This window comes from Cobetia sp. BL01, assembly GCF_056493605.1.
Genome location: NZ_JBVBEE010000001.1, coordinates 424,808 through 447,269, shown reverse-complemented (window position 1 = coordinate 447,269; position 22,462 = coordinate 424,808). Strand labels below are relative to the sequence as shown.

General features: G+C 64.9%; 20 protein-coding genes. 7 read left to right on the top strand and 13 right to left on the bottom strand.

Translation table 11 applies throughout. From position 1 onward, the window contains the following. Positions 1–4: 4 nt before the first annotated feature. From ACZYGA_RS01870 to ACZYGA_RS01860, 3 genes are all read right to left on the bottom strand, one after another. Entirely contained in the window at positions 5–823 is an 819-nt protein-coding gene (locus ACZYGA_RS01870) for an enoyl-CoA hydratase-related protein (protein ID WP_404625085.1), read from the bottom strand. Between the two features lie 83 nt (positions 824–906). Next, a complete protein-coding gene (locus tag ACZYGA_RS01865) occupies positions 907–2,514 on the bottom strand; it encodes a carboxyl transferase domain-containing protein (protein WP_191237512.1) in 1,608 nt (535 codons plus the stop codon). Positions 2,515–2,556: 42 nt separating this feature from the next. Further along, positions 2,557–3,726 (bottom strand): isovaleryl-CoA dehydrogenase, encoded by a 1,170-nt coding sequence (locus tag ACZYGA_RS01860; protein ID WP_077374848.1) that lies wholly within the window; start codon positions 3,724–3,726, stop codon positions 2,557–2,559. 408 nt (positions 3,727–4,134) lie between these two features. On the opposite strand from ACZYGA_RS01860, the gene ACZYGA_RS01855 reads away from it, so the two are divergent. From ACZYGA_RS01855 to ACZYGA_RS01845, 3 genes are all read left to right on the top strand, one after another. Then, entirely contained in the window at positions 4,135–4,875 is a 741-nt protein-coding gene (locus ACZYGA_RS01855) for an ATP-binding cassette domain-containing protein (protein ID WP_404625089.1), read from the top strand. 8 nt (positions 4,876–4,883) lie between these two features. Further along, complete coding sequence (locus ACZYGA_RS01850; protein ID WP_205694062.1) at positions 4,884–6,449, top strand: glycine betaine ABC transporter substrate-binding protein; 1,566 nt, start codon at positions 4,884–4,886, stop codon at positions 6,447–6,449. 181 nt (positions 6,450–6,630) lie between these two features. Continuing rightward, positions 6,631–6,795 carry a hypothetical protein gene (locus ACZYGA_RS01845; protein WP_167592973.1) on the top strand — a complete coding sequence of 55 codons (165 nt, stop codon included), beginning with the start codon at positions 6,631–6,633 and terminating at the stop codon, positions 6,793–6,795. Between the two features lie 197 nt (positions 6,796–6,992). Here ACZYGA_RS01845 and ACZYGA_RS01840 read toward each other — a convergent pair whose 3' ends face one another. The 7 genes from ACZYGA_RS01840 to ACZYGA_RS01810 all read right to left on the bottom strand — a co-directional run bounded on the left by ACZYGA_RS01840 (position 6,993) and on the right by ACZYGA_RS01810 (position 13,890). Then, positions 6,993–7,850 (bottom strand): ABC transporter ATP-binding protein, encoded by an 858-nt coding sequence (locus tag ACZYGA_RS01840; protein WP_404625091.1) that lies wholly within the window; start codon positions 7,848–7,850, stop codon positions 6,993–6,995. Then, entirely contained in the window at positions 7,847–8,938 is a 1,092-nt protein-coding gene (locus tag ACZYGA_RS01835) for a FecCD family ABC transporter permease (RefSeq protein WP_404625093.1), read from the bottom strand. The genes ACZYGA_RS01840 and ACZYGA_RS01835 overlap by 4 nt, the downstream gene beginning before the upstream one ends. 197 nt (positions 8,939–9,135) lie before the next feature. Further along, the gene (locus tag ACZYGA_RS01830) at positions 9,136–10,440 is read right to left on the bottom strand and encodes a TRAP transporter large permease (RefSeq protein WP_077374839.1); all 1,305 of its coding nucleotides are present in this window, start codon (positions 10,438–10,440) and stop codon (positions 9,136–9,138) included. 1 nt (position 10,441) lies between these two features. After that, positions 10,442–10,999 (bottom strand): TRAP transporter small permease, encoded by a 558-nt coding sequence (locus ACZYGA_RS01825; RefSeq protein ID WP_176503109.1) that lies wholly within the window; start codon positions 10,997–10,999, stop codon positions 10,442–10,444. A gap of 185 nt (positions 11,000–11,184) precedes the next feature. Then, positions 11,185–12,204 carry a TRAP transporter substrate-binding protein gene (locus ACZYGA_RS01820; protein ID WP_404625095.1) on the bottom strand — a complete coding sequence of 340 codons (1,020 nt, stop codon included), beginning with the start codon at positions 12,202–12,204 and terminating at the stop codon, positions 11,185–11,187. 224 nt (positions 12,205–12,428) lie between these two features. Next, complete coding sequence (locus ACZYGA_RS01815) at positions 12,429–13,340, bottom strand: LysR family transcriptional regulator (RefSeq protein ID WP_176503108.1); 912 nt, start codon at positions 13,338–13,340, stop codon at positions 12,429–12,431. Between the two features lie 109 nt (positions 13,341–13,449). After that, entirely contained in the window at positions 13,450–13,890 is a 441-nt protein-coding gene (locus ACZYGA_RS01810) for a VOC family protein (RefSeq protein WP_077374827.1), read from the bottom strand. Between the two features lie 290 nt (positions 13,891–14,180). Between ACZYGA_RS01810 and ACZYGA_RS01805 the strand changes: the two genes are divergently transcribed. The 3 genes from ACZYGA_RS01805 to ACZYGA_RS01795 are packed head-to-tail and all read left to right on the top strand — an operon-like array spanning position 14,181 to position 16,656. Beyond that, positions 14,181–14,948 (top strand): 5-oxoprolinase subunit PxpA, encoded by a 768-nt coding sequence (locus tag ACZYGA_RS01805; RefSeq protein WP_084208091.1) that lies wholly within the window; start codon positions 14,181–14,183, stop codon positions 14,946–14,948. Further along, entirely contained in the window at positions 14,948–15,694 is a 747-nt protein-coding gene (locus tag ACZYGA_RS01800; protein ID WP_136938725.1) for a 5-oxoprolinase subunit B family protein, read from the top strand. The genes ACZYGA_RS01805 and ACZYGA_RS01800 overlap by 1 nt, the downstream gene beginning before the upstream one ends. Further along, positions 15,691–16,656 carry a 5-oxoprolinase subunit C family protein gene (locus tag ACZYGA_RS01795; RefSeq protein ID WP_404625099.1) on the top strand — a complete coding sequence of 322 codons (966 nt, stop codon included), beginning with the start codon at positions 15,691–15,693 and terminating at the stop codon, positions 16,654–16,656. Before ACZYGA_RS01800 ends, ACZYGA_RS01795 begins: the two co-directional genes overlap by 4 nt. A 482-nt stretch (positions 16,657–17,138) precedes the next feature. Here ACZYGA_RS01795 and ACZYGA_RS01790 read toward each other — a convergent pair whose 3' ends face one another. The 3 genes from ACZYGA_RS01790 to ACZYGA_RS01780 all read right to left on the bottom strand — a co-directional run bounded on the left by ACZYGA_RS01790 (position 17,139) and on the right by ACZYGA_RS01780 (position 20,475). Beyond that, complete coding sequence (locus ACZYGA_RS01790) at positions 17,139–18,113, bottom strand: SAM-dependent methyltransferase (protein ID WP_279855321.1); 975 nt, start codon at positions 18,111–18,113, stop codon at positions 17,139–17,141. Positions 18,114–18,147: 34 nt separating this feature from the next. Beyond that, a complete protein-coding gene (locus ACZYGA_RS01785) occupies positions 18,148–19,857 on the bottom strand; it encodes an AMP-binding protein (protein WP_404625100.1) in 1,710 nt (569 codons plus the stop codon). Positions 19,858–20,037: 180 nt separating this feature from the next. After that, positions 20,038–20,475 (bottom strand): MerR family transcriptional regulator, encoded by a 438-nt coding sequence (locus ACZYGA_RS01780; protein WP_077375619.1) that lies wholly within the window; start codon positions 20,473–20,475, stop codon positions 20,038–20,040. Between the two features lie 355 nt (positions 20,476–20,830). On the opposite strand from ACZYGA_RS01780, the gene ACZYGA_RS01775 reads away from it, so the two are divergent. Further along, positions 20,831–22,411, top strand: coding sequence for a CoA-acylating methylmalonate-semialdehyde dehydrogenase (locus ACZYGA_RS01775; protein WP_136938722.1), 1,581 nt, complete (start codon positions 20,831–20,833; stop codon positions 22,409–22,411). The last annotated feature ends 51 nt before the right edge of the window (positions 22,412–22,462 follow it).

The following is a 22,462-nucleotide window of genomic DNA, read 5'->3' as shown; positions in this document are numbered from 1 at the left end:
CGCGTCATGATGATGCGCTGTCGTCGTCGGATGGCGCCCAGGGCGGGCGAGTCCCGGCGAAGAATGCCGCCAGTCCAGCCTGCCCCTGTTCACTGACCCTCAGCTGACTGATCACCTCACAGCAGCGTGTCTGACGCCGGGCGTCGTCGTCGGTGACGGCCACCTCGGCGAGCAGGGCCTTGGTGGCGCGGCTGGCCTCGGGCGAGGTCGCCAGCAGCGTGCTCACCATGGCGGCGACGCGCGCCTCCAGCAATTCATCACTGCACACGTCATGCACCAGCCCCAGCTGGTGGGCGGTGTGGGAATCGATGACTTCCGCGGTCAGTGCATAGCGGCGCATCTGGCGCATGCCGATGGCGCGCTGCACGTAGGGGCTGATCACCGCCGGTGCCAGGCCGATGCGCACCTCGGAGAGACAGAAGCGGGCGCGTTCGGCCGCCAGCACGATGTCGCAGCAGGCCGCCAGACCCACGGCGCCGCCGAAGGTGGCCCCCTGCACGCGGCACACGCTGGGACAGGGCAGTTCATCGAGCAGCTGCATCAGGCGGGCAAGCTCCCGGGAATCGGCAAGGTTATCCTCGCGCGAATACTCGACCATGCGCTGCATCCACTTGAGGTCGGCCCCGGCCGAGAAGCTCTTGCCTTCGGAGGTCAGCACCATCACGCGTACCTCGCCCTGACTCGCCAGGGCGTGCAGGTGCGTCAGATGGCCGTTCAGCGCCTTGATCAACCGGTCATCGAAGGCGTTGTGCACCTCGGGGCGCGCCAGGGTCAGAGTGGCGACACCGCGCTTGTCGATCTCGAGTCGGCAGAATTCAGTCATCGTCACCTTGTCCAATCAGTTAGCCAATGGATCATCATTCACCCAAAGAGTCGGCTGTCAGGGCGTTTGTCTGGTTGAGCGAATCACATGCGAAAGACTCCGAAGCGACTCTCCTCTATCTCGGCATTCATCGCGGCGGCCAGGGACAGGCCGAGAATGTCGCGGGTCTGCAGCGGGTCGATCACGCCATCGTCCCAGAGTCTGGCGCTGGCATAGCAGGGGTGGCCCTGATGCTCGTATTGTTCGCGCACCGGTGCCTTGAAGTCCTCCTGTGCCTGTTGCGGCCAGTCGCGGCCCTCCCGCGCATGCTGCTCATACTTGACCTGGGCCAGCACGTTGGCCGCCTGCTCGCCGCCCATCACCGAGATGCGTGCGTTGGGCCACATGAACAGCAGGTTGGGGTCGTAGGCGCGGCCACACATGCCGTAGTTGCCGGCGCCGAAACTGCCGCCGATCAGCACCGTGAACTTGGGGACCCTGGCACAGGCCACCGCCGTCACCAGCTTGGCACCGTGCTTGGCGATGCCCTCGTGCTCGTAACGTGAGCCGACCATGAAGCCGGTGATGTTCTGCAGGAAGACCAGCGGAATCTTGCGCTGGGCGCACAGCTCGATGAAGTGGGCGCCCTTGACGGCACTTTCCGAGAACAGCACGCCATTGTTGGCGATGATGCCCACCGGATGGCCGTGCAGGTGAGCGAAGCCGGTCACCAGTGTCTCGCCGTAGTAGCGCTTGAATTCATCGAAGTCCGAATCATCCACCAGCCGACCGATCACTTCGCGCACGTCATAGGGCTTCTTGAGGTCCGTGCCGACGATGCCGTAGAGCTCGTTGGGGTCCAGGCGTGGCGGGCGGGATTCGCGCAGCGCGAGCTGCCCCTTGCGCTGCCAGTTGAGGCGCGAGACGGCTCGCCGTGCCAGTTGCAGGGCGTGGGCGTCATTGTCGGCGAAGTGATCGGCCACGCCGCTGATCTTGCAGTGCACCTCGGCACCACCGAGTGCCTCGGCGCTGATGTCCTCGCCGGTGGCCGCCTTCACCAGCGGCGGGCCGGCGAGGAAGATGGTGCCTTGCTCGCGCACGATGATGGATTCATCGGCCATCGCCGGAACGTAGGCGCCACCGGCGGTGCACGAGCCCATCACCACGGCGATCTGCGGAATGCCTTCGGCGGAGAGCGTCGCCTGGTTGTAGAAGATGCGGCCGAAGTGATCGCGGTCCGGGAAGACCTCGTCCTGATGGGGCAGATGCGCGCCACCGGAGTCCACCAGGTAGAGGCAGGGCAGGCGATGCTTGCGGGCCACTTCCTGGGCGCGCAGGTGCTTCTTCACCGTCAGCGGAAAATAGGTGCCGCCCTTGACGGTGGCATCGTTGGCGACGATGACGCATTCCACACCGCTGACGCGGCCAATGCCGGTGACCAGCCCCGCGCCGGGCACCGGGCTGTCATAGACGTCATGCGCCGCCAGCGCCGACAGCTCCAGGAAGGGTGATCCCTCATCGATGAGGTGGTCGATACGTTCCCGCACGAACAGCTTGCCGCGCGATTCGTGGCGTTCACGGGCCTTGTCGCCACCACCGGCGGCGACACCGTCCAGCAGCTGGTGCAGGCGCTCGACCTCGGCCTGCATCGCGGCATGATTGGCACGGAACTGGTCGCTACGCGGATTGATCAGGGAGGTCAGAATGGCCATGCGGCAGCTCCATCAGCGAAGGGAAACGGATGGTGTGGGGCGTCATGCGCTTTCATTGAACAGCTCGCGGCCAATCAGCATGCGGCGTATCTCGCTGGTGCCGGCACCGATCTCGTAGAGCTTGGCATCGCGCAGCAGACGGCCGGTGGCGTACTCGTTGATGTAGCCATTGCCGCCCAGCAGCTGGATGGCATCCAGCGCCATCTGGGTGGCCTTCTCGGCGCAATAGAGAATGACGCCGGCGGCGTCCTTGCGCGAGGTCTGGCCGCGATCACAGGCGCCGGCCACGGCGTAGAGATAGGCGCGGCAGGCATTCAGCGTGGTGTACATGTCGGCAATCTTGCCCTGTACCAGCTGGAACTCGCCGATCGCCTGGCCGAACTGACGGCGCTCATGCAGATAGGGCACCACGATGTCCATGCAGGCCTGCATGATGCCGATGGGGCCGGCGGCGAGCACGGTGCGCTCGAAGTCCAGTCCACGCATCAGCACCTTCACGCCGCGATTGACCTCGCCGAGCACGTTCTCGGCCGGCACCTGACAGTCCTGGAAGACCAGTTCGCAGGTGTTGGAGCCGCGCATGCCCAGCTTGTCGAGCTTCTGCGCGGTGGAGAAGCCGGGGAAGTCGCGTTCGATGATGAAGGCGGTGATGCCCTTGGAGCCGGCGTCCGGGTCGGTCTTGGCATAGACGACCAGCGTGTGGGCATCCGGGCCATTGGTGATCCACATCTTGTTGCCGTTGAGCACGTAGTGGTCACCGCGCTTCTCGGCCTTGAGCTTCATCGAGACCACGTCCGAGCCTGCGCCGGGCTCTGACATCGCCAGGGCACCGACATGCTCACCGCTCATCAGCCTGGGCAGGTAGCGCGCCTTCTGCTCCGCGCTGCCGTTGAGCTTGATCTGGTTGACGCACAGGTTGGAGTGGGCCCCATAGGACAGCGCCACCGAGGCACTGGCCCGCGAGATCTCTTCCATGGCGATGCAGTGCGCCAGATAGCCCATGCCACTGCCGCCATCTTCCTCGGGGACGGTGATGCCCAGCAGGCCCATGTCGCCGAACTTCTGCCACAGGTCATCGGGGAAGGCATTGCTGGCGTCGATCTCCGCGGCGCGTGGTGCGATCTCGTCGCGGGCAAAGGCATTGATCTGCTCACGCAGCAGGGTGTGTGTCTCGTCGAGTCCGAAATCCAGCGGCGTATAGAGGCTGTGCATGAGCGGGCATCCTTTGCAGCGATGAGATGAGAAGCGCTTCGAGCGTCTTGACTGTGCGTGCAGCCACGCGACAGGCGAGGCAGTGTTCATGGCCGGTGCAGGCGGTGGGAGATTCGTCAGTGACAGCCCGCCTGAGGTGGCTCTGGAATCACTCTAGAGTAAAGTTGACGTTAACGTAAAGGTTATCATCGTGCGCTTTGACCAAGGTCGCAGGCAGTGTCAGCTGACGTGTGCTGGCCCTTGTGAGTGCGCGGGCACTCACGCCGCCACTCACGCCGGCACTCACGCCGTGACCAGAGTCGCCTGACCTGCGTGTCACTGTTAATCTGAATGGCAGGCAAAAGGCCTGACCGACGGGCAGGCGCCGTCATCGTTGCCCACCTCTCACCTGCAAGAAGGATCTTCTCGATGAGTGATGCTCGCGCCCCGGCGGTTCGCTTTCGCGATCTGCACAAGGGCTTTTCGGGTCAGCGATTGTTCGAAGGCATCGACCTCGAACTGCCGCGTGATCGTATTACCGCGCTGGTCGGTGCCAGTGGCTGCGGGAAGTCCACCTTGCTGCAGCTGATCAACGGGCTGATACGTCCGGACAGCGGCGAGGTACAGGTCTTCGGCAAGGGGGTGGACTATGCCAATCTGCCCGCCATGCGCAGACGCATCGGCTACGCCGTCCAGCAGATCGGCCTGTTTCCGCACCTCAGCGTGCGCGACAACATCGCCATTCTGGCGGACCGCGAAGGTTGGATGGCGGACAGGGTCAAGGCGCGCATCACGCGGCTGTTCCAGATGATGGACCTGGATCTGGCGCTGTTGACGCGTTATCCGCATGAGATTTCCGGCGGGCAGGCGCAGCGGGTCGGCCTGTGTCGCGCGATGATGCTGGAGCCTCCGCTGCTGCTGCTCGATGAGGCCTTCTCTGCGGTGGACCCGATCACGCGCATCGAGGTGCATGCCCAGTTCCAGCGCATGCAGCAGGAAGAGCCGCGCAGCGTGGTGATGGTGACCCATGACATGAATGAGGCACTGAGTCTGTCCGACCACATGGTGGTGATGGCACCCGGCGTGGTGCTGCAGGCTGCCAGTCCCGAGACGATCGCCAGGGCGCCAGCGGATGAGCGCGTGGCCCGACTGCTGGAGGCACGCGCATGAAGACGCTGATGACGACTCCCGTCCTGCAACGTTCGCGCCGCGGGCTGTCCGGCGCGCTGATGATCGCCGGTCTGGCGCTGGCGAGTCTGGGGGCCCTGGTGAGTAGCCCGCTTGCCAGCGCGGAAGAGGAAGCCGCGGCATGGCCCGAGGACAAGCCCATCGTGGTGGGCTCCAAGGCGGATCGCGAAGGCCATCTGCTCGGCGAGATCTTCGCTCAGGTACTCGAGGATGCCGGCTTCACGGTCGAGCGTCGCCTCGGGCTGGGGCAGACCATCATCACCTATCAGGGGCTGGCGGAGGGGGAGCTGGATGTCTATCCCGAGTACACCGGCACCCTGGCGCACGCCATCCTCAATCTGGACAGCGTGCCGCCGCTCGACAAGCTCGATGCTCTGAGTCGTGAACGGGGGCTCAGGGTGCTCAAGCCACTGGGCTTCAACAACACCTATGCCGTGAGCATGCGGCGTGAGCAGGCCGAGTCGCTGGGCATCAGGACGATCGGTGATCTGGCGGATCACCCGGAGCTCTCGATCGCGATGTCGCATGAGTTCATCAAGCGCTCGGATGGCTGGCCGGGGCTGGCGGATGCCTACGCGCTGCCGCAGGTGCCCCGTGGCATCGAACACGGCATCGCCTATCAGGCGCTGCGCGAGAGCAAGATCGACGCCACCGATGCCTACTCCACTGAGGGTGACATCCAGCGCTTCGACTTCGTGCTGCTCGATGACGACCAGGGCTATTTCCCCGAGTATCTGGCGGTGCCCTTCGTGAATGCCGCCTTGCCGGAGAAGGCTGTCGCGGCGCTGGATCAGCTGGCGGGCAGTCTCGATGAGGACAGCATGCAGGCGCTGAATGCCGAGGTCTCCACCGAGGAGCAGAGCTTCGCCCAGGTGGCCAGCCGCTTCATTCAGGAACAGGGCATCACCACCGAGCAACGCGAAGTCAGTGGCGCCAAGTGGGACAAGCTCGGGACCAATCTCATCGAGCATCTGCAGTTGACGCTGTCCGCGCTGCTGCTGGCGTGTCTGGTCGGTCTGCCGTTGTCACTGCTGGTCTACCGCAATCCGAAGGTCTCGCGGGTCGTGCTCTACGTCACCGGCCTGCTGCAGACCATCCCCTCCATCGCGCTGCTGGCGTTGATGATTCCGCTGTTCGGGATCGGGGTGGTGCCGGCGGTGATCGCGCTGTTCGTCTACTCCCTGCTGCCGATCATTCGCGCGGCCATCACCGCACTGCTGACGGTGGACCCGCTGCTGGTCAAGGTGGCGCGCGGGATGGGGCTGACGCGCCGTGAGCAGCTGCGTCACGTCATCCTGCCGCTGGCGACGCCCAATCTGCTGACGGGGATCAAGACCGCCGCCATCATCAACATCGGTACCGCGACCCTGGCGGCCTTCATCGGCGCGGGCGGGCTGGGCGAACCCATCGTCACGGGACTTTCGCTCAACGACTATGATCTGGTGCTGTACGGCGCGATTCCGGCGGCGCTGCTGGCCATCTGCGCGGAGCTGTTGTTCGAGTTGTTCGAGCGCATGGTGATTCCGGCGCATATGCGCGGGCTCAAGGCGCGTTGATCTGGACGGATGCCGGAAAAACCCAGACAGGCCCGTCGCGATTGTTGTACACGGTGTGCAGCAATCAAGGAAAGGCGTTGCGCAGGATTATCGTTGGCCGCCGATGTGAGTAGAGTGAACGCCATAGTGAAGACTCGCTGACGGGAGTCTTGTGTAGCGAACCTTGAATTGGAGACGTCTCATGCGTATCAAGAATCTGTTCCCGATCGCGCTGGTCGCGGCCACCCTGGCACTTGGCGGCTGTGGTCTGTTCGATCATGGTCATGGCGGCCACGGCGGCGGTCATGGTGGCGGCCAGCAGCACGGCATGATCGACACCGGCTCTCAGGCCTCTCACCTGTCCTGAGTCTGCGTGAGGGCTGATGGCCCCGTGAAGAACCGCCCCCGACGCATGCGTCGGGGGCGGTTTTTTTTGTCTTCGCCAGAAGGCAAGAGGCGGCTGGCCAAGAGCGCTTGCGAACGCGACGCGCCTGACAGAACGCAAAGCGCCAGAAGGGACGGGAAGAGTCGGCAGGGCTGGAAGAACGGGAAGAGCTGGCAGGCCTAGAGTGCGCGAAGGGCCACGATGGCGGGCGGGCTGCCATCCTCTGGCCAGTCGACCCGTGCCTCGATGGCGTAGACCTCGCGCAGTCGCTCGACGCTCAGTACCTCGCGCGGCGGGCCGCTGGCCGCCAGACGCCCGCGATCCAGCAGCCAGAGCTGGGCGGCATGCCGCGCGGCCAGGGTCAGGTCATGCAGCGCGACGATCACGATGCGCTGACGGTCGCGGGCATCGCGGCCAAGCCAGTCGAGCACCGCCAGCTGGAAGTGCAGGTCCAGGGCGCTGGTGGGTTCATCCAGCATCAGCAGCGCCGGCTCGCGCACCAGCGCCTGCGCGATGGCGACACGCTGGCGCTGTCCGCCGGAAAGCTGCCCGAGTCGTCGGGAGGCCAGCGGGGCCAGCTCCAGTGCGCTGACCAGCGCCTCGCAGTGGCGCAGATTGGCCTGCTCGTCCAGATGGCCGGCCAGGCGTCTCGCCAGCAGCAGCGACTCGAAGACCTCAAGCATCGCGCCGCCTTCACTGAGCTGCGGCAGGTAGCCGATACGTGCCGCGCGCTGGCGTGGCGTGAGGGATGCCAGTGCCTGCCCGTCGAGACACAGCTGGCCGCTGGCCGGCAGCAGCCCGGCGATCGTCTGCAACAGGGTCGATTTTCCGGCACCGTTCGGGCCGAGCAGGGCGGTCAGCTCGCCACGGTGTGCGCGCAGCGTGCCCGGCATGTCCAGCACCGGATGCCCCCCGCGCAGGACGCTGAGATCCTGAAGCACGAGCCCCTGGCCATCGAGAGCGCCTTCGTCGCGAAACTGCGCGAGGCGGGCTGGCGCGTCGGATTCGGCGGTGGGCGCGTCATGTCGCTGGTTCATCCGTCGTGTCCTCGGCGCTTGAGCGTCAGGCTGACGAAGAAGGGCAGACCGATCAACGCGGTGATCATGCCCAGTGGCAGCAGCACGCCGGGGATGAGCGAACGGCTGAGGATCGAGGTCAGCGACAGCAGCAGGGCGCCGATCAGCGCCGAGAGGGGTAGCAGGCGCTGTTGCTGTTCACCTACCAGCAGGCGGGCGATGTGGGGCGCGACCAGGCCGATGAAGCCGATGCTGCCGACGAACGAGACGGCGGTGGCGGTCAGAAGCGCCGTGCACATCAGGCCGCTCAGACGCAGGCGGCGCACGTCCACGCCCAGCGCACGGGCCTGGGCTTCCCCCAGGCTCAGGGCGGTCAGCTCGCTGCGTCGACGATGAAAGACCACCGCACACAGCGCGATCACCAGGCTCAACACGGCCAGGCGTGACCAGCTGCTGCGCTCGAGGCTGCCCATCGACCAGAAGATCAACTGCTGCAATGCCTCGGGCGAGGCGACGAACTGCAGCACGCCCAGCAGGGCATTGAAGAAGAACATCAGCGCGATGCCCAGCAGTACCAGAGTCTGCACGCCGACGCCGGGCAGGCGCTGTGCGCTCCACAGCACCAGCGAGGCCCCCAGCGCGAAGAGGAAGGCATTCAGCGTGACCCCAAGCCCCGCGCCTGCGAGGCTCTGCCATGAGGGCAGCACCAGCTGCACGAGGTCGAGATGCAGGATCAGGCCAAGCCCGGCACCGACGCTGGCCGCCGCCGAGACTCCCAGCGTGAAGGGGTCGGCCAGCGGGTTGTGCAGCAGGGTCTGCATCTGGGCACCGGCCATGGCCAGGGAGGCGCCGACGGTCACCGCCATCAGCGCGATGGGCAGGCGCAGTTGCCAGAGGATGGCGTGTGCGAGCGGATCGTTCGCTTCGCTCTGCCACAGTGCGGGCAGCAGACGCGCCAGGGGCAGCTCGCCACTGCCCTGGCTGATATCCAGCAGGCAGGCGGCCAGGACCGCGAGGCCACTGGTCCAGAGCCACAAGGCACCATGGCGCTTTCGAAGGCGCCAGTCGGCGATGGGTGAGGTGACGGGAGAAGTCAGGGAGTCGGGCACGGTGAGGTCCGGCGGTGGCGTGTCAGTGTGAAGCACGGGCGGCAGCCTGAAGCGCTTGCGTGTCACAAGCCTAGCGACTTGGCGTGGGAAGGAGAAGCCACGAAAAAGACCTCCCCGAAGGGAGGTCTGGAAGAAGACGACGCCCCGGGAGGGGATCTGTCTGCCGTGACAGTGCGTCGGGGACGTGGAGGGCCGGATCAGCCGTTCATGGCCTGGGGCAGATAGAGCACGATTTCCGGGAAGAGGTGCATCAGCACGATGGAGAAGATCATCAACAGGAAGAACGGCAGCGTCGCCTTGGTGATGGTGATGATGTCCTTGCCGGTCAGGCTCTGGATCACGAACAGGTTGAAGCCCACCGGCGGGGTGATCTGCGACATCTCGACCACGATGATCAGGTAGATACCGAACCAGATCAGGTCGAAACCGGCGGCTTCGATGACCGGCATGATGATGGAGGTCACCAGCAGGATCAGCGAGATGCCATCCAAGAAGCAGCCCAGGATCAGCAGGAACAGTGTCAGTACCACCAGCAGCATGGTCGGCGACAGGCCCAGGGTGGCGATGCCTTCGGCCAGTTGCATCGGAATCTGGGTGAAGCTCATCGCGGAGGACAGGAAGGAGGCACCGGCGATGATGAAGGCGATCATGCATGAGGTGCGCAGCGCCGCGAACAGCGATTCCTTGAAGGTGGCGGCGCTCATGTGGCCATTGAGTCGCGCGATGATCAGCGACAGCACCACGCCGACCGCCGCCGCTTCCGTCGGTGACGCCAGGCCACCGTAGATGCTGCCGAGGATGCCGCCGATGAGTGCCAGCAGCGGAATCAACTGGGCGCTGTTGCGCAGCTTGGCCATGAAACTCATGTGCGGCTCATCATGGCCGGCGCGACCCTGCGGCTCGCCGACGACCTTCGACCAGATCGCCAGATAGCCCATGAACAGGGCCAGCAGCAGCATGCCCGGCAGGACACCGGCGATGAACAGGCGCGAGATGGACTGCTCGGTGACCACGCCGTAGACGATCATCATGATCGACGGCGGAATCAGCAGACCGAGGGTCGAGGCGCTGGCGAGGGTACCGATGGCCAGATTGCTGTCGTAGCCGCGACGCTCAAGCTCCGGCAGGGTCATCTTGCCGACGGTGGCACAGGTGGCGGCGGAGGAGCCGCACACGGCGGCGAACAGACCGCTGCCGATGATGTTGGAGTGCAGCAGGCGGCCCGGCAGGCGATTGAGCCACGGTGCCAGCGCGCGGAACATGTTGTCGGCGAGTCCGGAGCGGAACAGGATCTCGCCCATCCACACGAACATCGGCAGGGCGGTCAGGTCCCAGCCGTAGCTGGCACCCCAGAAGTCCGAGGCCAGGATCGGGCCGGTCTCGAAGCTGGAGAAGAAGGTCAGCACGATCCAGCCGGTGCCGATCAGCGAGAAGGCGACCCACACGCCGCCGCCGAGCAGCAAGGCGAGGGCCAGCAGAGTGACGAGGATGAGTGTCAGCATGTCATTCGGCTCCGTCTTCGGGCTCGGGCGCCACGTAGCGTGAAGGCGCGGTGAAGGCGGTGCGCAGCGTGGCGATCAGTGTCTCGAGAATCGCCAGGCACAGCAGGCCGGTACCGGCGACCAGCACGCTCTGCGGAATCCACAGCGGCAGGGCCAGCAGGCCGGAGGAAATGTCGTGGTACTCGAGGCTCTCGCCGACCAGCAGTACCAGTTCATGGGTGATCAATACGCTCAGGCTCAGTGCGATCAGCAGCGCCAGGCTCTCGACCCACACGCGCACGGCGGGCGGCAGGCGATTGATGACCAGCGTCACGCGGATGTGCGCGTGGTGCGTGAAGGTATAGGCGAGGCTCAGGAAGGTGGCGCCGACCAGCAGGAAGGCGGCCATTTCCGAGACGCCGGAGATCTCGAAACCGAGACGTTCGGCACCGAACATCACCAGGATGGCGTCGATCAGGCGCAGGAAGACCTGCAGGCTGACCAGGGCGCAGATCAGCAGCATGCAAGCTGCCGCACCCCACGCGCCGAGGCGATAGAGTCTGTCGAGGAAGTAGGTCATGACATGCACTCACAGGGAAGGTGAGGGTGGCCACGCGATGCCGTGTCGGGGAGTCCCTGTCGCGTCTGCCAGCGGGCAGAGGCTGACAGGGGAGCGACGTGATCATCGCGTGGCGGGGTGACGATACCGGCCAGGTGCCGAGCGTTCAGTTGATGGGACGAACGCCCGGCACTGGCAGGCGGGGCTCAGGCATCGAGATCGGCGCGATAACGCTCGAGCAGCTGCTGGCCTTCATCGCCGGCGCGTGATTTCCAGTCCTGGAACAGCTTGTCACCCGCGGCCTTGAGGTCTTCGGACAGCTTCTCGTCCGGCTCGGTGATGGTGAAGCCATTCTCGGTCAGCACCTTGGCGCTCTCGTCGGCATCGGCCTTGCTGGCTTCCCAGCCGCGGGTCTCGGCGGCCTTGGCGGCGTCCAGCACGGCCTGCTGGGTGCTCTCATCGAGGCGATCGAAGGCACGCTTGTTGACGAAGACGATGTTCTTCGGCAACCACAGCTTGGCGTCGTTGTAGTGCTTGACGTAATCCCAGGCCGACATGGACTTGCCGGTGGAGCTGGAGGTGATCATCGCGTCGACACGGCCGGTGCTGAAGGCGGTGGGGATGTCGGCTTCTTCGGTCTCGGTGGGCTTGCCGCCGACGTTCTCGACGAAGCGCTGGGTGTTGATGTTGGGCGCGCGGATGCGCAGGCCCTTGAGCTGGGAGACGTCGGTCAGGTCGAAATCGGTGTAGATGCCCTGGGCCGGCCAGGCGACCGCGTAGAGCGGCATCAGGCCTTCCTTGGCGAACAGCGCGGTGATGTCCGGCTTGGAGGCCTGCCAGAGCGCGAAGGCTTCCTCGTAGCTGGAGGCGACGCCCGGCAGGGTGTCCAGCTCGTAGACCGGCGATTCGTTGGACAGGATCGACAGGAAGATCTCGCCGGCCTGGACGGTGCCGCGACGCACGGACGGCTTGATCTCGCCGTGGGAGATCAGCGAACCGCCGCTGTGCACGGTGATGCTCAGCTCGCCATCGGTGGCCGCGGTGACCTCCTCGGCGAACTGCTTGGTGTTCTTGGTGTGGAAGCTGGCATCGCCATACGGAGTGGCGAGGTTCCACTGTGCCGCGAGGGCCGAGCCACTGAAGGCCAGGGCACCGGCGGCTGCCAGTCCGATGAGGGTACTGGAGGTGGCAGATTTGCGGATGAGGGAGTCGCTGGGCTTACGCATGTCTAGTTCCTCATTATTATTGAATGTTGTCGGCAGACGATTTCATTCTTCAAGTGACAGGCCATCCCGTCCAATCGTTAATTCTGATTTACAGTATCGATGAAATCTTTCATCGTGTCGTCGCATGAAAGCCTTTGGCGATATTGTTAGACCTTGGTCTGACGCTGATCTGATGCAGGGCGGGGCGCGATCAACCCTGACTCAGCGCATGGCAGGCGGCCTGATCAGGGATCGGCATGCGCGTGTTGCTGCGAGTAGGTCTCGGCACACTGGCGACCCAGGCGCGCGACACTGGCGCAGAAGTCGGGGTAATTGGCATTGCGCCAGATGGCCTCATAGACCATCGGCGGCAGCGGGGTCTCGAGTGGCAGACGCACCAGTTCGCCGTGATTGATCACGTCCTCGACGGTGGCGACCGGCAGGACACCGATGCCCAGTCCTTCGCTGCTCATGCGCAGAATGGTCATCAGGGTGCTGGTGCAGTGCACCTTGGGCTGGGTGATGCCCTGTTCGGCGAGGTAGCTGACAAGCTCCGTATAGGGACGGGCCTGCTTGCTGAAGGAGATGAAGGGGGTTCTGGCGAAGCATTCGCCGTCCTGGGCCAGCTGCTCGGCGAGGGTCGGCGAGGCGAACATGCCCATCTCGAAGGTGCACAGCGGTGTCTGGGTCGCGTAGGGGCCCATGGCGGCGCTGTCCATCGCGAACAGCATGTCGAGGTCATTGTCGGCCAGGCGCTGATGCAGAAAGGGCGAGATGTCGACGGTCATTTCCAGCGTCAGCTTGGGGTAGCGCTCGGCCAGCTGGCGCATGAAGGCCGGGAACCAGCTGTTGGCGATGGTCTCGATGACGCCCAGACGCAGCGTGCCGGAAAAGGCGCCTTCCTCCTGAAACAGGCGCATGGCTTCTTCGCGCCCGCTCAACAGGCGTTCGGCATGCGCGAAGAATTCCCGACCGCGCAGGGTGGGCTGGATGGGGCGGGTGGCACGCTCGAGCAGCGATTCGCCGACGGCGGCCTCAAGACGGTTGATGCGGTCCGAGATGGAGGGCTGGGTGAGGTGCAGCTTGGTCGCGCCCTTGCGGAACGAGCCGAGCCGCACGACCCAGACAAAGGCCTCGAGTTCCTTGAAATCGAACATGACAGATGCCCCGTGATGAATCGTTGAGGCCGACCATCTTGCCGCATGCCGTGCAGGGCGTCAGCTTTCATCACCGGGCATGCCCCGCACGAGACGGGGCGCGGGACCTTCACTTGCGAAACAGCTGGCTCTCGCGGTCCTTGAAGGCCTTGAACTCCAGCGCGTTGCCGGTGGGGTCGAGGAAGAACATCGTGGCCTGTTCACCGGGCTCGCCCTTGAAGCGCACATGAGGTGCGATCTCGAATGTCACGCCTTCGGCAGTGAGACGATCCGCCAGTGCCTGCCAGGCCTCCATCTCGAGTACCACCCCGAAGTGCGGCACCGGGACGCCATGCCCATCGACCGGATTGCGGTGCTGGGCGAGCGGGTTGTCAGGGTCGGCCAGTGCCGGGTTCAGGTGGCAGACGAACTGGTGGCCGTAGAGGTCGAAATCGACCCAGCTGTCCGAGGAGCGTCCTTCCGGACAGCCGAGGAATTCGCCATAGAAGCGCCGGGCTTCGGCGATGTCACGCACTTGAATCGCGAGGTGGAACGGATCACTGACGGCCATGTGGAAATTCCTGTTGTTGTGGGTGGTTCCGCCAGACAGGTCGCGTCGGTCGCCTGAGTCAGGCCGGCATTCGGAGAGATGACGGCCCTTTCGTGGCTGTCCGGGGTGCCCCAGACAGAAGCATGTGGCGGTCTGACAGGCAAGCGGATGATTGACTGGGCTTTCATACCTTCTGGTAATGAAAGATTTCATCGATATAACGAATCACAAAATACGATTGGATACCGAGGCATGGCCTTACTTAGAGTGGAGGGATAACAACACACAAGATCATCCTGCGAGGTGTCTCAATGTCCCGTTCCGCTCCCTCCCTCCCTCTGCTCAATTGCGACATGGGCGAAAGCTTCGGCAACTGGAAGATCGGCCTCGATGACGAGGTCATGCCCTACGTCGATTGCGCCAACATCGCCTGTGGCTTTCACGCCTCTGACCCCACCATCATGCGCCGCACCGTGCGGCTGGCGGTCAAGCACGACGTGCGCATCGGCGCACATCCCGCCTATCCGGATCTGCAGGGTTTCGGGCGTCGCTCCATGGCCTGTTCGCCTGCGGAAGTCGAGGACATGCTGCTCTATCAGATCGGCGCGCTCGACGGTATCTGTCGCGCCGAAGGCACTCGCGTCCAGTATGTGAAGCCGCATGGTGCGCTCTACAACGACATGGCCGCTGACCCGACGCTACTGCGCGCCGTCATGCAGGCCGTGGTGCGCTATGACGCCAGCCTGCCGCTGATGGTGATGGCGACCGCCAATCCGGCACCGATGCAGGCACTGGCCGACGAGATGGGCATCACGCTGTGGTTCGAGGCCTTCGCCGACCGTGCCTACGACTCGCGCGGTCACCTGGTCTCGCGTCGTGAGCCCGGCGCCGTGCATCACGACAGCGAGGTGATCATCGCCCAGTCGGTGACGCTGGCGCGCGGTGAAGCCCTCACCGACAGCAGCGGCGGTGATCTGGTGCTCAGTGCCGACACCCTGTGCGTGCACGGTGACAACGCCGAGTCCGTGGCCGCGGTGCGTGCCATCCGTGACGCCTTCGATGCGCTGGCGGGTGCCTGATGGCTGGGGGGAATAGCCACGAACGTGGCTCGTCACCGCAACTGCGCCTCGAGACCGTCGGCATGGACTCGCTGATCATCCGGCTGTTCGACCGCATCGAGGAATCCAACATGGCCTGGATTCTGGCCGCTGACGGGGCCTTGCGTGAGGCCTTCGGCACGGCGCTGGTGGATCTGGTGCCGTCCTATACCACCTTGCTGCTGCACTATGACGTGGCGGCACTGGAAGAAGGCGAGGTGCGTGCCCGTATCCAGGCGGCCCTCGAGAACCTCGCTCCGCAGAGCGGTCAGCAGGGCCAGCTGCACGAGGTGCCCGTCTGGTACGACGACAGTGTCGGTCCGGAGCTTGCGCCGATCGCCGCGCGTCTCGGCATCAGTGTCGAGGCGTTGATCGAACGGCATGGCGCGCATGATTACTGCGTGTTCGCGCTTGGCTTCGCCCCCGGTTTCGCCTTCATGGGCGTGCTGGAGGAGGCATTGACCACACCGCGTCTCAAGACGCCGCGCCAGAAGATCGCCCCCGGTAGCGTCGGTATCGCCGACCGTCAGGCCGCGATCTACCCGTCCCGCTCTCCCGGTGGCTGGAACATCCTGGGCCGCACGCCCATCACGCTGTTCGGTCGCAACGAGGCCGGTGAGCCGTCCAGTCGCTTCATGCCCGGTGATCGCGTGCGTTTCGTTTCCGTGAGCCGAGAGGAATTCGTTCGCCTGGGCGGCGATGTCACCCCGTTGGAGGAGCGCGCATGAGTGCCGACAACGACAAGCGCGTGAGACTCGACGTCGAGCGCAGCGGTGCCCTGGCACTGGTACAGGATGCGGGACGCCTGGGTGTCCGCCATCTGGGCGTGACCCAGGGCGGCGCAGCGGACTGGGTGTCACTGGGCTGGGCCAACTGGCTGCTGGGCAATGCCCCGGATGCGCCGGGACTCGAGATCACCATGGGCGGCGGCCTGACCCTCAAGGTCGGGCAGGCGGGCACGCTGGCGCTGTGTGGCGCTGATCTGGCGGCGACACTGGATGGTGAGGCGTTGCTGCCCGGGCAGGTCTTCGCCGTGACGGCGGGGCAGGTGCTCAAGTTCGAGCGTCCGGTCGCCGGGCTGCGCGCCTATCTGGCCTTCCCGGGTGGGCTGGATGTCGCCCCGGTGCTGGGCAGTGCGGCCTGTACCGTGCGTGATGGTCTGGGCGGGCTGGATGGCGAAGGCCATGCACTGGCCAGCGGCGATGTGCTGACGGCGGCCGGCAATGAGCTGTCGCTGCGCGAATTGCCGGCGTCGGCACAGGCATGGCAGCAGTCGCTGACCCCCGAGGAGGGCGAGGCGCTCGAACTGGCGCTGGTGGTAGGCGCCCAGATTGCCGAATTCAGCGGCGACAGCCTCTTTCGCGCCTTCAACCGCGACTGGGCGGTGGATGGTCGCGCGGATCGCATGGGCGTGCGTCTGACCGGCCCGCGTCTGGAGCGTGACGGTGCCGGGATGGTCTCCGAAGGCATTCCGCTGGGCGCGGTACAGGTGCCCGCCGATGGCCAGCCGATCATCCTGCTCAATGATCGCCAGACCATCGGCGGCTATCCGCGCCTTGGCGCACTGACGCCGCTGGCCTGCGCGCAGCTCGCCCAATGCGTGCCGGGCACCAGGGTGCGGCTGGCGGCCGTGACGCCGGGCCAGGCGCGCCAGGATCACCTCGCGGCACTGGCCGCCTGGCAGGCCTGAGGGCTCGCTGATCCAGTGCGCCATGCCGTGCCGATGAGCTGACGGACGGCGTGTCGGATCAATGGCTCGCACCGGCAGGAATCGAGCTGACAGCACGAGCAGACAAAGCGAGCAGACAAAAAAAGGGCCTCCAGATGGAGGCCCTTTCGGTTTTCCCGTGAGGGAATCTTTGATGCAGTCGGCGCGGATTGATCAGATCAGCGCCTTGATGAACAGATTCCCGGAGAAACGGTGCGCGAGCATCGGGAAACTGTGCACTGGCACATGGAAATGAAAGACATGCTCCAGTGCGGTCATCATGGTGAGGAAGACCCTCTTGCATGACGACGGATAACGAACGGCTTATCCCCCGAACGGGACTGTACTGGCAAGAATAACGGTTGATGACAGTGGATGCCAGTCATTTACGAGCGGTGTTTTCTAATTTTTTTCACGCCGGTATCGCACTGGCCTCGCGCGGGAAACCTCCAGGCTCATCACCGTCATGGATGGCGGCGCTTGCGCAGTCGCCACAGGTGCACTTCCAGCCAGCCGGCCTCCAGCGCCTCGGCCAGATTGTGCTGCATCGTCGGGAAATGCGGCCCGAAGATCAGCTCCGGTGTCAGCGCCTGGCTGGCACGCTGGACGGGCGAGAGTGGGGGCTGGCCGGGGGCGCCGGGGGAGGGTGTGCGCAGACGCCGCGCCTGCCAGGCGAGCACCTGAGGCGTCAGTTCGGCGTGCGCCTCGACCTCGAAACCACTGTTGGCCATCGCCTCGTGCAGTTCCTCGCAGCTGGCCAGGTGATCGGCGCGGGGTGTCAGTGCCCAGGGCACCGGCAGCTGCGGACGCTCATGGAAGGCTTGTGCCTGGACGCTGAGCACCGGCTCATGCAGCACCAGATAGCCGTCATCGTTGAGGCAGTCATGCCACTGACGCAACACGTCGGTCTTGTCGCTCAGATGGACCAGCAGGTGCTGGCTCAGGATGCGGTCGACATGTCGCCCCGTCAGGGCGGGATGCAGCTCGGGATAGCAGGCGTCGCCCTCCAGCACTCGGATACGCTCGCGCAGGCCGGTGGCACGGTTGAGCGCGATGGCCAGCTGGCAGAGGCTCTCCGAGAGATCCAGCGTGGTGACGTGATGCCCGACGCTGGCATGTTGACTGACCAGCATGCGTGCCAGTCCGCCGAGCCCGGCACCGGGCTCGAGAATCGCGAGTGGCATGCCCTCGGGGGTCTCGAGAGCCGCCATCGCCAGCAACTCGCGGCTGCCGGCCGCGCCTCCCAGATGCAGCTGATCCAGCCCTGCCAGCACCGAGGGCGGCAGGACGGGCTCAGGATGCGCCTTGATCAATGCCTCGAGTGCCTCCTCCAGTGCCGCGTGATGCCGAGGGGGCGCGTAGTGCGCCACCTGGGCACAGGCCGTGCTCAGGTGGCGAGCGGAGGAGGCGTCATCGCCTCCCGGCGTGTCGTGACTCATGCGCGTGTTCTCCGTGGCCCTCCGAGGTGTCCGTTCATGCCTTGAGACCCAGCTCCGCCGTGGCGGTTTCGCGCATCTTGAATTTCTGGATCTTGCCGGTGACGGTCATCGGGAATTCCTCGACGAACTTGATATGGCGCGGCACCTTGAAGTGGGCGATTCTGCCCTGGCAGAACGCCTTGAGGCCTTCGGCATCCAGCTGCTCGCCTTCCTTGAGCTTGACCCAGGCCATCACTTCCTCGCCATAGCGCTCATCGGGCACGCCGATCACCTGCACGTCCGATACGGCAGGGTGGGTGTAGAGGAAGTCCTCTATCTCGCGGGGATAGATGTTCTCGCCACCGCGGATGATCATGTCCTTGATGCGCCCGACGATGGTCACGTAACCGTCCTCATCGAGGGTGGCGAGATCACCGGTATGCATCCAGCGGCCACTGTCGATGGCCTTGGCGGTGGCGTCCGGGTTGTTCCAGTAGCCGAGCATCACGCTGTAACCGCGTGTGCACAGCTCGCCCTTCTCGCCGCGCGGGACCACCTGGCCTGTCTCGGGGTCGACGATCTTGATCTCCAGATGGGGATGCAGGGTGCCGACGGTGGAGACACGCTTGTCCAGCGGTGCCTCGCGGGTGGTCTGCAGACTCACCGGGCTGGTCTCGGTCATGCCATAGGCGATGGTGACCTCGCGCATGTGCATGCGCTCGATGACCTGGCGCATCACCTCGATGGGGCAGATGGAACCCGCCATGGTGCCGGTGCGCAGGCTGGAGAGATCAAACTCGTCAAAGCGCGGGTGCTCGAGTTCGGCGATGAACATCGTCGGTACGCCGAACATCGCGGTGACGCCTTCCTCGCTGACCGCCTGCAGCGTGGCCAGCGGATCGAAGCCCGCCTCGGGGTAGATGATCGTCGCCCCGTGGGTCAGGCAGCCCAGATTGCCCATCACCATGCCGAAGCAGTGATAGAGCGGCACCGGCATCACCAGCTTGTCGTGCTCCGTGAGATTCATGCGCTCGGCGACGAAGAAGCCGTTGTTGAGAATGTTGTGATGCGAGAGCGTGGCCCCCTTGGGGGCCCCGGTGGTGCCGGAGGTGTACTGGATGTTGATCGGGTCATCGAAGGTCAGGCTGGCCTGCAGCTCGTGGAGTGTCTCGAGACTGACCTCTCCGGCGCCGCCCAGCACATCCTGCCAGTGGAGCATGCCGGGCAGGGCATCCTCGGCCTCGAAGCAGACCAGACGCCTGAGGTCCGGCAGCGCGCCATTGTGAATGCCATCACGGCCGCGGGCCTCCCTGGCCTCAGGGAACAGCTCCTCGAGGATCGCGACGTAGTCCGAGGCCTTGAAGCGTGCCTGGAAGATCAGCGTCGCCGCGCCGGACTGCTTGAGCGCATAGGCCAGCTCATGGCCGCGATAGCTCGGGTTGAGATTGACCAGCACCGCGCCGATCTTGGCGGTGGCGTACTGGATCAAGGTCCACTCGGCGCGATTGGGTGCCCAGATGCCGACCCTGTCGCCGCGCTCGATCCCCATCGCCAGCAGGCCGCGCGCCACGCGCTCGACCTCTGCATGCAGCTCGGCCCAGGTGTAACGCAGCCCCTGATGACGGCTGATCAGAGCATCGCGCTCGGGCCAGCGCGCGGTGATGCGATCGAGACAGTCACCGATGGTTTCCCCCATCAAGGGAGTGTCGGAGGGGGTGCTCAGATAGCTGAGAGACTGGCGTGTGGCAATGGCGTCCTGTGACATGGCGTTGTCCTGTGTCCCTGGTTGTTATTGGTGTGGCAAGGCGTATCAGGGGGAGCCGCCCGGCGGGCGGTCACGCCGCCAGGAGGCGGCGGCGTGAATGTCATGGTGCTTGTTGTCGTTATCGATCTTGCTGTCGTGATGCTCTCAAAGGTGTTGGAAGAGAGTGACGGGGGTCGCGCATCATCCGTGTGTCGTCAGGCGGGCCAGCGCTTCCCGCGCCCGCGTCTCGACATCGTCCAGCTCGCGCTGCATGGCGGTGAGGTCGCGCAGCTGGCGCTCCAGTCCTTCACGTTTCTCGGCCAGGATGTCGAGCAGCCTCGTGAGCTGCTTCTCGCCGCCGCCATCCGCGGCATCGTAGAGATCCACCACCTCGCGAATCTCGGCCAGCGAGAATCCCAGCCGCTTGCCGCGCAGCGTCAGCTTGAGGCGCACGCGGTCCTTGTCGTGATAGATGCGCGTCTGGCCGCGTCGCTGGGGATGCAGCAGGCCTTCCTGCTCATAGAAGCGGATGGTGCGTGTGGTCACGTCGAAATGACGTGCCAGCTCGCCGATGCTCCAGGTGCGTTGGGTCGGGCGAATGGCGTCGCTGGTGCTGGTGGCACTCAGCAGGCCTTCCATGCCGACGCCATCGTCCGGACTCTCGGAGGCTGTCGGGTTCTGGGTGTCAGGCGTTGAGGTAATCATCGTATCCGTCATGGGCACTGCCGCTCCGAATGCTGTGTGCGCCGAGGAGATGGCATGCCCCTCTGCGCAGTGGATGCCAGCGGCGTCTGGCCGTGAATTTTCTACAGACTAGCATTGTTTACGTTAACGTAAAGGGTAATAGTATTTGCAGCCAACCAAGCAGATGCTAGGTTGAGTCAGATCGCAATGTCGGCTTGCCGCTTTCGGCAAGATGGCTCTGGCTGACGTCTCCGGCTCTGCTGACACGCCGTCCTTCACCCAATAACAACAGACACAGGAATGCCACGTCATGTCTTCGACTACCCTCACGTCCGCAAATGGCTCGCTTGAGTTGCTGTCACGACTGCGCGCCGTCGTCGCCGGTGACAGCGCACCACTGGTATTGCCACAGCTGATCAATGGCCAGTTTGTCGCAAGCGCCGCCGATCAGCACCTGAGCGTGACCAACCCGGCTACCAACGCTGAAGTGGCGCGTGTTCCACTGACGCCGCTCAGCGAACTGGACGAGGCGCTGGTGCATGCCGAGCAGGCCTTCCAGCGCTGGCGCAACACCCCGGTGCCGACCCGTGCCCGTCTGATGCTCAGCTATCAGCATCTGCTCAAGCAGCACCATGACGAGCTGGCCGAGATCATCTCCCATGAGCTGGGCAAGACCTTCGAGGACGCCAAGGGCGATGTCTGGCGCGGCATCGAGGTGGTCGAGCATGCCGCCAACATTCCGAGTCTGCTGATGGGCGAGACGGTGGAGAACGTCGCCACCGGCATCGACAGCTACTCCGTGACCCAGTCGCTGGGCGTCTGCCTGGGGATCACGCCGTTCAATTTCCCCGCCATGATACCGCTTTGGATGTTCCCGCTGTCCATCGCCTGCGGCAATGCCTTCGTGCTCAAGCCTTCCGAGCAGGTACCGCTGACCACGCTGCGTCTGGCGGAGCTGTTCATGGAAGCGGGAGCGCCCGAGGGCATCCTGACCGTGGTGCAGGGCGGGCGCGATCAGGTCAATCACCTGCTGGCCCACGAGACACCGCGCACCGTGAGCTTCGTCGGTTCGGTACCGGTGGGGCAGCACATCTATCGTACCGCCACTGACAACCTCAAGCGCGCCCAGTGCTTCGCGGGTGCCAAGAACCACATGGTGATCATGCCGGACGCTCCGGCGGACCAGGTGGTGAATGCGCTGGTCGGGGCCAGTGTCGGTGCGGCGGGTCAGCGCTGCATGGCGATCTCGGTGGCGGTCTTCGTCGGTGATTCGAAGGCCTTGATCGCGCGGGTGCGTGATGCGCTGGCCGAGGTGCGCCCCGGTGCCTGGAATGACAAGGGCGCCAGCTACGGACCGCTGATCTCGCCGCAGGCACTGGAGCGCGTGACGGGCTGGATCGGGCAGGGAGTCGAGGAAGGGGCCGAGCTGCTGCTGGACGGTCGCGGCATCTCGGTGGCGGGCTATCCCGACGGCAACTGGCTGGGGCCGTGCCTGTTTTCCAAGGTGACGCCGGAGATGGTGCTCTATCGCGAGGAAATCTTCGGGCCGGTGCTGTGCTGCATGGAGGCGGCGGATCTGTCCGAGGCCATCGAGCTGATCAACAACAACCCCTACGGCAACGGCACCTCCATCTTCACGCGCTCCGGCGGGGCGGCACGCCGCTTCCAGAACGAGATCGCGGTGGGCCAGGTCGGCATCAACGTGCCGATTCCGGTGCCGCTGCCGTTCTTCTCCTTCACCGGTTGGCGCGGCAGCTTCTTCGGCGATCTGCATGCCTATGGCAAGCAGGCGGTGCGCTTCTATACCGAGACCAAGACGGTGACGGCGCGCTGGTTCGATGATGCGCCGGCCGAGGGCAATCAGCCCAACTTCTCCATTCAGATGCGCTGATGGCTCTCTTCACAAGACCGCTGATGGCTCTCTTCACAAGCCCGCCGAGGA

Excerpts from the sequence above, each read along its gene's own strand:
- ACZYGA_RS01870 (WP_404625085.1), bottom strand. The coding sequence starts at position 823 with ATGACTGAATTCTGCCGACTCGAGATCGACAAGCGCGGTGTCGCCACT.
- ACZYGA_RS01865 (WP_191237512.1), bottom strand. The coding sequence starts at position 2,514 with ATGGCCATTCTGACCTCCCTGATCAATCCGCGTAGCGACCAGTTCCGT.
- ACZYGA_RS01860 (WP_077374848.1), bottom strand. The coding sequence starts at position 3,726 with ATGCACAGCCTCTATACGCCGCTGGATTTCGGACTCGACGAGACACAC.
- ACZYGA_RS01855 (WP_404625089.1), top strand. The coding sequence starts at position 4,135 with ATGAGTGATGCTCGCGCCCCGGCGGTTCGCTTTCGCGATCTGCACAAG.
- ACZYGA_RS01850 (WP_205694062.1), top strand. The coding sequence starts at position 4,884 with ATGACGACTCCCGTCCTGCAACGTTCGCGCCGCGGGCTGTCCGGCGCG.
- ACZYGA_RS01845 (WP_167592973.1), top strand. The coding sequence starts at position 6,631 with ATGCGTATCAAGAATCTGTTCCCGATCGCGCTGGTCGCGGCCACCCTG.
- ACZYGA_RS01840 (WP_404625091.1), bottom strand. The coding sequence starts at position 7,850 with ATGAACCAGCGACATGACGCGCCCACCGCCGAATCCGACGCGCCAGCC.
- ACZYGA_RS01830 (WP_077374839.1), bottom strand. The coding sequence starts at position 10,440 with ATGCTGACACTCATCCTCGTCACTCTGCTGGCCCTCGCCTTGCTGCTC.
- ACZYGA_RS01825 (WP_176503109.1), bottom strand. The coding sequence starts at position 10,999 with ATGACCTACTTCCTCGACAGACTCTATCGCCTCGGCGCGTGGGGTGCG.
- ACZYGA_RS01820 (WP_404625095.1), bottom strand. The coding sequence starts at position 12,204 with ATGCGTAAGCCCAGCGACTCCCTCATCCGCAAATCTGCCACCTCCAGT.
- ACZYGA_RS01815 (WP_176503108.1), bottom strand. The coding sequence starts at position 13,340 with ATGTTCGATTTCAAGGAACTCGAGGCCTTTGTCTGGGTCGTGCGGCTC.
- ACZYGA_RS01810 (WP_077374827.1), bottom strand. The coding sequence starts at position 13,890 with ATGGCCGTCAGTGATCCGTTCCACCTCGCGATTCAAGTGCGTGACATC.
- ACZYGA_RS01805 (WP_084208091.1), top strand. The coding sequence starts at position 14,181 with ATGTCCCGTTCCGCTCCCTCCCTCCCTCTGCTCAATTGCGACATGGGC.
- ACZYGA_RS01800 (WP_136938725.1), top strand. The coding sequence starts at position 14,948 with ATGGCTGGGGGGAATAGCCACGAACGTGGCTCGTCACCGCAACTGCGC.
- ACZYGA_RS01795 (WP_404625099.1), top strand. The coding sequence starts at position 15,691 with ATGAGTGCCGACAACGACAAGCGCGTGAGACTCGACGTCGAGCGCAGC.
- ACZYGA_RS01790 (WP_279855321.1), bottom strand. The coding sequence starts at position 18,113 with ATGAGTCACGACACGCCGGGAGGCGATGACGCCTCCTCCGCTCGCCAC.
- ACZYGA_RS01785 (WP_404625100.1), bottom strand. The coding sequence starts at position 19,857 with ATGTCACAGGACGCCATTGCCACACGCCAGTCTCTCAGCTATCTGAGC.
- ACZYGA_RS01780 (WP_077375619.1), bottom strand. The coding sequence starts at position 20,475 with ATGGAAGGCCTGCTGAGTGCCACCAGCACCAGCGACGCCATTCGCCCG.
- ACZYGA_RS01775 (WP_136938722.1), top strand. The coding sequence starts at position 20,831 with ATGTCTTCGACTACCCTCACGTCCGCAAATGGCTCGCTTGAGTTGCTG.